Here is an 8,082-nt window from a genome sequence, read left to right on the forward strand (position 1 = left end):
GGGCAGACCGCGCCAGGACAGCGCGACGCTGACATCGGTCAGCGGCACCCGCGCGGCGCCGAAGCGCCGCTTGTAGTCTTGATTGCCGATGCTGAGGTCGAAACGGCGCACGCCCTCTGCATGCAGCGCCGCCAGGGTGCGCTCGGCGACGAGCAGCCCCGGCGAGCAGCTCGACCATGAATCGCCGCCATGGCTGATGCGCAGCAGGTAATAGGTCGCACCGTGCCGGACGCCGAGCGCGGTGGCGACGATACCCTCGTCGCACACCAGCGCCGAGACGACGGCATAGCCCTCCGCAATGCCTTGGCGGACCACCTCGCGATAGAATCGCGCATGGGTCTTGTCGTCGAGGACGAAGGGCGAGCCGAGCTTTTGCATGCGCGCCTGCTGCTGGACGTCCATCACGTCCATCAGTTCATGCGCGCGCCCGACATCCTTGGCGATCTCGAACCGCGCGCCGGCATGACGGGTGAAGACGCGCCAGCAGCGCGGCATCTGCATGCGCTTGATTGAGGCCTGGTAGGCTCGATAGTCATCGCCCATCTGCACGAGATTGCCGTTGAGCGAAGAGGACCCGATCCGGCCGAGCGACACCAGCGGGTTCGGCTTGCCGCTGACCTCGACCGGCATCTTCCTCAGGCGCAGCAAATCGAAGCCGTCGGGCAAGGCGCGCAACGCCTCGACCAGCGCCTTGCCGATCGCATGCATCGCCACCGCATCCGACGCGGCATCGCGCGCCAGGATCGGCGCGTTGTTGTCGGAGACGCCGAGATCGGCGAATTCGGCGATGCGGATGCCGCGCCTGATGTGGCTGATCATCGGCACCATCGCGATGTCCTTGCCGGTGGCGGAATCGGAGATCACGGCGATCAGCGGCGCGACATCATCGAACGCCTGGTACCAGGCTCCAAGCCAGTAGCCATGTTGGAAAGCGGTGCGATGCCCGGCGTACAGGCGCGAAGCGGCCTGGCGCCAATCACGCACGAAATCGATCGCGATTCCCGACGTGCTGGACACAAGACCATCTAATTGCTCGACGCTGAGGAACGTCATTCGCGGGACATACGACTACTGAATGTTCGGTAATAGGTTATGTATTGTCGCAGACCACGAGGAACGGCGCTTATCGTTAAGCCATTGCCACGACAAACAGCCTTGGATGCGACAAGCTGTCATTGCTTCGGTTCCGTCTGCGCGACGCACTGGAATCGCGCCAGGAAGTGCAGACCGGCCACCGCCAGAGCGAACATGAACCAGATCGGATTCTGCCGTTCGAGCAGGAACGTCTCGGTCGCTCCGTAATACAGGCCGAACAGCCATACGGTCAGGAACAGCTTTGCCAGCGTGCCACTGCGGCTGTGAGCCCGGGCTGACTGGAAATTGCCGAGCGGTGCGAGCACGAAGACGAGGATCACGAGCACGAGTCCCGGCAGGCCGATGGTGACCGCGAGGTCGAGATAGCTATTGTGGCTGTGCGCCGCCGACGTCGCCCATTCAGCGCCCTGGGCGGTCTGCCGTGCCGTGACGTCGTCCCAGAAGGCCGCATAGCCGTGACCGATGATCGGCTTTTCGGCGAAGGCCGCGAGCGCGAACTCCCAGATGGCGGAACGGCCCGTGAAGGTGGGATCGAGCGGAAGCAGCCGCGTCATGGCCCCGAGCGCGGGGCTCAAGACACTGCCGACCGTCAGCAGGTTCATCACAATCAGCGGCACGAAGCAGATGATCCGCTTCAGCCACAGGCTTGGCGTGACATAGACCAGCGACGCGAGCACATAGACCGCAAGGCAGAGCACCGACGACGTCTTGCCGCCGGTGAAGATCAGGAAGATGCCGGCGAGCGCCGCGATCGCGGGTCCCATCACGAACGAGCCCACGGCGGACAGATAGATTCCGACATAGACCAGGATCGTCATTACGGGTGAGGCGACGTTCTTGTGGCCAAAACTGCCACGCCAGTCGCCGGCGAGCTGCGGCTCGGCGATATCAAGCGAGGTGTGGATCGAATATTGCGGCGCGAGGAAGACGCCGAGATAGCACAGCGCGAGCAACACCAGCGCGGCGGCACCCAGGCAAAGATTGAAGCTGCGCTGCGTCGGCGGCAGCAATGGCAGCAGAACGGCGAGCGACGTCACGCTTGCGAGGAGCACGAACCGCTGGATCGAAACGCCTGGGCTTTCGGAGAGGACGATGTTGATTAGCAGCCAGCCCACAAGGCAGAGATGAAGCGGCGTCACCAGGCTCTTCAGCGCCGGCCCATCCGTCGCGGCGACGAACAGCACCGCGACCGCAGCCAGCAGCCCCCAAGACACATAGGTCAGCGCCATGCGTCCGCCGACGACATTGGTGACATCGGGATTGCGCAGGTCCGGGAAGGGATCGAGCGTCACCAGCACCAGCAGCAGCGACGCGACGGCGACGAGACAACGCGCAGCCTGCACGGCATTGAGCTGCGCCAGGCCATCGCGCACGACACGGCCCAACGATCGGACCTCGAGCTCAGTGATGTCAGCGGCGCTGCGGTCCATGGCTCAAGACATTTGGTGGCGTCGGTGAGGCTCCAGCTCCTGGCTCAACGCTGCCGAGCACCCCTCAACAGGCGTGGCGGAGGTCTGCGCCGGCGGCTGCCGCACGATGCTCCGCGCAATCTCGTAATATTGCAGCGCCCGTTGCTCGAGCGTGAGACTGTCCAGGATAAAACCGCGCGGATCGAACATGCCAGCGGCACAGCCGGCCCAGAAGTTTTCCCACCCCGCCTCGAACCCCGCGACGTCGGCGAACCTGGCCCCGCAGCGCTCGTCCCAATACGGCACCGACGACACCGGCGCGAACTGCACGCGGTGCGGATAGTAGTCGGGGTCTCGCCATGGGCCACCCGGATCCCAGGCGAAAACAGGCACGCCGCAAGACAGAGCCTGCTGATAGGCGATGCCCTGGCTTTCGTTCTGGCAGAGGAAGATCATCGCGCGCGAGCTCGCCAGCGCGGCCTGATAGTCTTCCTCCTTGTAGCTGCCGTAGCGCAGCTCCATGAACGAGCGCCCCTCTTTTCGCAGACGGGCGCGGACGGGTTCGATCAGCTCCGGTGCATAGCGCTCGCGGTCCCAGTGAACCTTGTCGTAGATCAGCACGTCGACCGTCTTCTGCGAGCCGCGCGACGGTGCCCAGAGATCGGTGTCGATGCCGACCGGCCATGCCTCCGTCTCGGGCCAGTACGGCCGGTACATGTCGACGTACCACGGGCCGGGTACCACGACCTTCTTCACGGGGAGACGCTTGAACAGATCAGGATCGTCGAGCGGATGATTGTGCGCGGCGACGCCGAGCAGGATCGGGTTCTTCCACGCGAACTTGTCGAGCAGGAAGGTGCGGCCGATGATGCAGGCGAGCTCGTCCGGATGCCGTGCGATGTAGCCGTAATCGTTGACGCGATAGCGGATACCGAGCCGGTCGAGCCCTGCACAGAGATTGAGGAATACGCGAAGCTGGCCGCTCATGCGCGGCTCGCCGAGCAGCACGCGGCGAGCCATGCGCCGCAGATGCCGGTCGCCGGGAAACCAGCGGTCGTCCTTGTCCTCGTAAAAGAGGTTGAGGATCATCGCATCGGGGTCGTGTTCGAACGTCTTTACGGGCACTGGATCCATCCGCGGCAGCCGGATGCTCATTCTCGCATGGGACCGGCTGTCGCTCTCCTCCAAATCTGCCACAGGCTTAATGCCAGTGGCTTAACGCTAATTGACGAAACCACGCCGACACACGCCTTCGCGGCGACGATCGGGCCGCAATCCGAGTATCATTTGCAAACATCCAAGGCTGCGAATGATCGCATCGTTCATTCAGCAGCGGCGTCCTGGTTAACAGACTCTTAAAGGCGAGCCGTGGCTCAGATCACTGCCGAACACGTTCTCGATCTGCCGGCCACAGCACGCAGCGCTCCGGCGGTGCGCCAGCCGCTGACGTCGAGTTCGCCCACGTCGGTGTCCGTCGTCATTCCCGCCAAGAACGTGGCGACCTATGTCGGCGAAACCCTCGCGAGCGCACTGGCGCAGGTTGAGGTCGGCGAAGTGATCGTCGTGGACGACGGCTCGACCGACAATACCACCGCGATCGTCCGTGCCATTCGCGACCCGCGACTGCGCCTGATGACCAATGATTCCGCCGGTGTGTCGGCTGCGCGCAATCTCGGCGCACGTCATGCAAGCGGCGAATGGCTGCTCTTCCTCGATGCCGACGACCGCCTTCGCCCCGGCGCGGTGGCTGCGCTGCTGGCGGCAGCACGCGGCGCGCCTCGCGCCGTTGTCGTCTACGGCGACTACAACACGATCGACAGCGAGGGACGCCAGATCGGGCGGCGCGACCTGTTGAAGAGACGTCGCAAGCCATCTGGTGATGTGCTGACGCGACTCGCGGCCGGCAATTTCATCGTCAATGGCGGTATTGCTCTCGCGCGCGCGGAGGCCTTCCACGCCATCGGCGGCTTCGATACGTCGCTCAGATATTGCGAGGACTGGCATTGCTGGTGCCGTCTCGCGGCGATCGGCGAGTTCGAATTCGCGCCGAAGCTGCTGCTCGATTATCGCCTGCACACCGCCAACACCATGAACGCCGCGGTCCGGACACCGAAGGACTTCTTCCCGGCCATCGCGCGGGTGTTCGACGACGGTTTGATCCTGGCGAGATTGCCCGAAGGTACGGCGTCCGGGCTGCGCCTTGCCGCCGAACTTCATCTCATCACCTATGCGGCGATGCAGGCGGTCCGATTCGGGCGATATCGCCAAGCCCTGGGCTATCTCGGAATGGTCGGCCGGCGTTCGCTCAGGGCGTTGCCGCGCGCCGCGGCAAGGACCGCCCTCGCCCGCTTCGGCATCTAACCGTCACGACACGATTTTGGAGGCCTCATAGGGCTTCGGCGCGAAGCCGAACGCCGCAAGCATGGAGCCGAGCGCCACCAGCGCCGGATGCATGGCGACGACGGCTTTCGACGTCGCCAGCATGCGAGCGGACCGGACCAGCGACAGCGGCAGCCGTCCGAGCATCTGCACGAACACCCATGCGCGCGCGCTTGCGCTTTGAGCAGCCTTGTATTGCACGCGATAATTGATCGCGCCGATGCGCAGGCCACGCTTTGCGACCCAGCCGAGACTGGTGCGGCTTTGCGGCACGGTCTCGGTGATGACCGCCTCCGCCGTCCAATGGAATATCATGCCGGCATCGCGGCACCGCACGAAGAAATCGCAATCGCCGCCGCCGAGAAAATTGAAGCGCAAGTCGAACGCGGGACGATCGAACCGCTCGAAGGCGGAACGCGTGATCAGGCAATTGCCGCAGCCATAGATCAGCGGCACCGCGCCGGAATAGTCGTAGGCGGGACAGAAGGCGGGATGACGCGACAGCCACGGCTTGCTGTCGTCCTCGAACACCGGCAGCACCGGCCCGCCGACCACGTCGGCGCCGGTCGCCTCCGCGGTGCGAACCATCAGCTCGAGCCAGTCGCTTGACGCGATCTCGTCGTCATCGATCATCAGGAAGCGGGTCGCGGCGGGAAACAGCGCCAGCGCCGTCTCGAACGCGGCATTGATCGCCTGGCAATTGCCCTGACGCTTCTCGACGAGACAGACGCCCTGCAGCCTGCCCTCGGCCAGAAATTCCGCAGCAACCGGCGCGCTTTCGCGCTGCGCGGCATCGTTCTCGACCATGACGACGGCAAAGGAACGTGGGGTACGCTGGTTCACCAGCGATTCCAGCGTCAGCCGCAGGTGCTGCGGACGACGGAAGCAGGGGATGCAGACGACGATGCCGACTGACAGGTCGATGACCCGGGAGCTCGCCACGATCTCCCGGTTGGGATCGCGCACGGCATCCGAGATGCGCATGGCGGACAGGTCTGTCGGGATCAAGGTCATGACGTTCTAGATGTCCGAGATATGTTGAAAAAGCCCTGCATCAATCCCGCGTCCTGCGACGGCACATCGCCGCGGGACAGATGCGTCCCAAAATGGACGACCCGTTGAATGCGCGTGCCTGCGCCTCACGCCGATCTCCTGGCCGTCCTGAACCGACATCATGCGTTTAACCGCTTTCGCCTGTTTCTTCCGCGAAATCATGCGCGCGTGATACTGCAATTCGCGGTCCATGCGCCGACAACGACCTAACATGAACAATGCCGTAGTTAATGCGTATGCGGATTAACCCGACCGTAAGCACTGCGACCGGTGAGACGACGCGGCATCAGATTTGCTCTTCGGGCCTGCGAGATTTTTCCTGTAAATTTGAATAGAACAAGCGCGGTCAAAAAACATGAACAAGCCAGCCACGATCGATTTCGCGACAGCCACGGCGATCCATATCCCCGCGGTCACGGCATATACCCAGGCGCTCCACGATCTCGTCCCCGGCGAAGCCCGCGACAGCCTGCTCGCCGTTCACGACGTGCTGCGCCGCGAACTGCCGAAAGGCCAACTCGCCATCTACGAAGCCGGCGGCGGTTCATGCAGCGTCCTGCCACCGGAAATGCTTGACCGCAGCAAGGTCACCGTCGTCGATATCGACGAGGACCAGGTCCGCAACAACAGCTACGCAGACGAGGCGATCCTCGGCGACGTGCAGGCCTACCGTTTCGGGCGCGAGACCTTCGATCTCGTGATCTGCTACAATGTGATCGAGCATCTGCCCAACGTCGACGCCGCGCTGCTGAATTTCCGCGATGCGCTCAAGCGCGGCGGCATGGTGCTGATCGGCGCGCCCAATCCGCGCTCCCTGTCCGGCGTCGTCACCAAATATTCGCCGCACTGGTTTCACGTCTGGTTCTACCGGCACATCCGCGGCATCAAGGACGCCGGTCTGCCCGGCGAGCCGCCATTCCCGACCTTCTTTCACCCGCTGGTGACGCTGCCCCGGCTCGAAGCGTTCGCAGCCGCCAACGGCCTCGAGATGATCTACCGCCGGGAGGTCGAGAGTCCGCGCTATCCCGAGATGCGTCGGCGCAAGCCGCTGTTCGCGTCCCTCGTGGACGCCGGCGCCGCCGTGCTGAACGCCGTGCTTCCACGCGGCATCGATGTCCGTCGCGGCGACTATCACGTCATCCTGCGGAAAAGCTGACCATTATGGCGCGCGCGCGGTCCATCACGGAACAAGCGGAGCCTCGCGGCCACGCCGTGCGCGGTAACGAACCGTTAATCTCCGGGGATTTCACGCATCCCGAGCGTCACGAGGACGCAGCGCGGATTGGCATGCGCTTAAACGCTTTGTTTGCCATTTCGGTGAATAGTCCCTCAATGAGTATGGTTAATTTTCCCTGTTGCGTGGATTGGGCCCCTATATCCCGGGGGCATGGCGTAGAGCGAAGAGTAACCGCTCAGCCTACGGCAGTTGGAATGAAAGCTGGGGATCATGCTTGACTATAACCAGCCGATCGATCGGGCGAGACCCGAGCCCCCGCAACAGAAGACTCAGGCCGGCTTCAACGTTCTCGAGCTCGCCAATCTGCTCTGGCGGCGCAAGATCGCGATTGCCGCGGCCGCGCTGCTCGGCGCAACGCTTGCCGTCACCATCGGCAAGAGCCTGACGCCCCGCTACACCGCCACCGCCCAGCTCTATGTCGATCCGCGCGAGCTTCAGCTCGTCGATCGTGAGCTTACGCCGCGCGCGCAGGATGTCTCCGGCATGTCCATGGTGGTGGAGAGCCAGGCGCGCCTGATCACCTCCAACAGCGTCCTGCTCAAGGTGATCCAGCAGGCTGGTCTCGACAAGGACCCGGAATTCGGCGGCGGCGACGGCAGGAGCCTGATGTCGTCGCTGCTCGGCCTGATCGGCCTGCAGCCCCGCGCGCCCTCCGGTGCCGACAACAAGGAAGTGCAGCTTGCGGCGCTCGAGGCGCTGAACCGGCACATTACGATCCGCAAGACCGAGAAGAGCTTCATCGTCGACATCGAGGTCTGGTCGACCGATCCGGCGAAGGCGGCGATGCTCGCCAACACCCTCACCAGCGCCTATCTCGCCGAATCCCGCAACTCGCAGGCTTCGGCCGCACGGCGCGCCACCAACGATCTCTCCGGCCGCCTCAAGGAGCTGCGCGAGCGGCTGCGCAGC

General features: G+C 64.0%; 7 protein-coding genes. 3 read left to right on the plus strand and 4 right to left on the minus strand.

The window, feature by feature from the left end:
* The 3 genes from MOV74_RS25040 to MOV74_RS25050 form a co-directional block, all read right to left on the minus strand.
* A partial coding sequence (locus MOV74_RS25040; RefSeq protein WP_246928733.1) for a GNAT family N-acetyltransferase occupies positions 1–1,053 on the minus strand: 1,053 nt, incomplete at its 3' end.
* 119 nt (positions 1,054–1,172) lie between these two features.
* Positions 1,173–2,525 (minus strand): O-antigen ligase, encoded by a 1,353-nt coding sequence (locus MOV74_RS25045; RefSeq protein ID WP_246928735.1) that lies wholly within the window; start codon positions 2,523–2,525, stop codon positions 1,173–1,175.
* 3 nt (positions 2,526–2,528) lie between these two features.
* Complete coding sequence (locus MOV74_RS25050) at positions 2,529–3,629, minus strand: glycosyltransferase family 1 protein (protein WP_246928737.1); 1,101 nt, start codon at positions 3,627–3,629, stop codon at positions 2,529–2,531.
* A 243-nt stretch (positions 3,630–3,872) separates the two neighbouring features.
* Between MOV74_RS25050 and MOV74_RS25055 the strand changes: the two genes are divergently transcribed.
* Positions 3,873–4,865 carry a glycosyltransferase gene (locus tag MOV74_RS25055; protein ID WP_246928740.1) on the plus strand — a complete coding sequence of 331 codons (993 nt, stop codon included), beginning with the start codon at positions 3,873–3,875 and terminating at the stop codon, positions 4,863–4,865.
* A gap of 3 nt (positions 4,866–4,868) precedes the next feature.
* Here the strand turns inward: MOV74_RS25055 and MOV74_RS25060 are convergent, their stop codons facing one another.
* Positions 4,869–5,897, minus strand: a complete 1,029-nt coding sequence (locus tag MOV74_RS25060) for a glycosyltransferase family 2 protein (protein ID WP_246928742.1) — start codon at positions 5,895–5,897, stop codon at positions 4,869–4,871.
* Between the two features lie 394 nt (positions 5,898–6,291).
* Here MOV74_RS25060 and MOV74_RS25065 point away from each other — a divergent pair, with 394 nt between their 5' ends.
* Positions 6,292–7,092 (plus strand): bifunctional 2-polyprenyl-6-hydroxyphenol methylase/3-demethylubiquinol 3-O-methyltransferase UbiG, encoded by an 801-nt coding sequence (locus MOV74_RS25065; RefSeq protein WP_246928744.1) that lies wholly within the window; start codon positions 6,292–6,294, stop codon positions 7,090–7,092.
* 291 nt (positions 7,093–7,383) lie between these two features.
* On the plus strand, positions 7,384–8,082 hold a 699-nt coding region (locus tag MOV74_RS25070; protein WP_246928746.1), incomplete at its 3' end, for a Wzz/FepE/Etk N-terminal domain-containing protein.

The sequence above is a fragment of the Bradyrhizobium sp. SHOUNA76 genome (genome assembly GCF_023006445.1).
In the GTDB taxonomy this organism is placed as follows: domain Bacteria; phylum Pseudomonadota; class Alphaproteobacteria; order Rhizobiales; family Xanthobacteraceae; genus Bradyrhizobium.